The organism is Bradyrhizobium sp. UFLA06-24, assembly GCF_054967145.1.
The window spans coordinates 1-1,790 of the sequence record NZ_JADFUE010000175.1 but is presented as its reverse complement, the minus strand read 5'-3'; the positions used below and the strand labels follow the sequence as shown (position 1 = coordinate 1,790).

The following is a 1,790-nucleotide window of genomic DNA, read 5'->3' as shown; positions in this document are numbered from 1 at the left end:
CGTCTATACCGTCCACCAGAGCGTCGGGCATCTCGGCATCTTCGTCTCGGGCGGCGTCGCCAAGAAGGAGCATGCGGAATTCTCGGAGAACATCGATCTGATCGATGTGCTGCCGCCGGGGCTCTATGAGGCGACCTTCGAGGCCAAGGACGAGGAGACGACGAGCTCGGATCTCGTCGTAGGCAAGTGGGTCATGCGTTGCGAGGCGCGCACGCTCGACGACATCCGGGCGATGGGCGGCAATTCGCCGGAGGACGAGCGGCGATTTGCGGCCGCCAAGCGCCTCTCCGAGATCAATCTTGCGGCCTACCGGAAGTTCGTCCAGCCCTGGATCAAGAACGTCGTGAGTCCGCAATTGGCGGAGACGATGCGCAGCCTGCATCCATTGCGGCTGCAGTACGAGGCCTTCAGCAGCCAGAACCCGCTGATGGCCTCCGTCAGGACTGCGGCAGAAGAGATCGAGGACAAGCGCAAGCCGGTCTCGAAAGATAATCCGTTCCTGGCGTTCCAGGAGCAGATATCCAAACAGATCGTCCATGCGCTCGATAGCTGGCGCGACGCAACGGAAGCGCTGAGCGAGACGGTTTTTCTCAATCTCTACGGATCGCCTGCGGTGCAGGCTGCGCTTGGGATCGATCCGAAATCGGAGCCGTCGCGCCGGCGGGAGATGTCCGCCGAGCACCGGGCGATGCTCGAGGCGCGGATCGCCGAACTGAAAGCCAAAATCGGCGAGGGCGGCCCGCGCGAGGCAGCCACCCGAAGCCTGCTCTATATCGGTTCGGCCCGCGGAATGGTCGACGAGCGCAGCATCGAGGCGCTGCGCCGGGTTCGGCGTGATTATGGTGGCCCTCGCCTGTCGCTGGCCGAGTTCAAGATGCTGGTTCGTGAGCAGTTCTTCATGCTGCTTCTGGACGAGGAAGGTGCGCTCGCAGCCATTCCGAAACTGATGCCTGATGACGCCAATCAACGCCGAGCTCTGTTCGGATCCCTGCGGGACGTGCTGTCTGCCAGCGGCGCGGTGGTGGGTGAACCTGCAAACCGTCTTCAGCGAATTGCGGCGCTTCTTGGAGTCGATACGGGAGAGGGGAGGAGCGCGAACAAAGTTGCCCCTTTCGACCAGGCGAGAGCGTCGTAGCGGCCATTAAGAGGATCGGGAGCAACGTCATGGCAGCCGAAACCGGACAATCGCAATCCTCCAGCAAATATGACCGGCTGATTGCGGCAGCCAAGGCGATCCCTCCGGCTCCGACTGTCGTGGTGCATCCCTGCGACGAAACCTCCCTGCGCGGCGCGGTTGACAGCGCACAAGCCGGCATCATCCGGCCGATCCTGGTTGGCCCCGAAGGCAAGGTCAAGGATACGGCCAGAAAGTTCGATCTGGACATCTCGGGCTTCGAGGTTGTCGATGCCGCGCATAGCGAGGACGCCGCCGCCAAAGGGGTCGAGCTGATCCACGCCGCCAAAGGCGAGCTGCTGATGAAGGGCAGTCTGCATACGGACGAGCTGATGCGTGCTGTTACGGCCAAGGCCGGAGGCCTGCGCACTGATCGTCGCATCAGCCATGTGTTCGTCATGGACGTCCCAGCCTATGCCGAGACGCTATTCGTGACGGACGCTGCGATCAACATCTTCCCCGACCTCGACGCCAAGCGCGACATCATCCAGAACGCGATTGATCTCTATACGCAGGCCGGCTTCGGCAAGGCGCCGCGCGTCGCCATCCTGTCGGCGGTCGAGACCGTCACCTCCAAGATTCCGTCGACCATCGAGGCGGCCGCGCTGTGCAAGAT

At 62.7% G+C, this 1,790-nt stretch carries 2 protein-coding genes; both read left to right on the top strand.

Annotation, left to right across the window (positions count from 1 at the left end; all coding sequences use genetic code 11):
* On the top strand, positions 1–1,135 hold a 1,135-nt coding region (locus tag IF809_RS38465; protein ID WP_462840069.1), incomplete at its 5' end, for a DUF3141 domain-containing protein.
* Positions 1,136–1,164: 29 nt separating this feature from the next.
* Positions 1,165–1,790 (top strand): phosphate acyltransferase (locus tag IF809_RS38460; protein ID WP_462840068.1); only part of this gene is annotated, 626 nt, incomplete at its 3' end.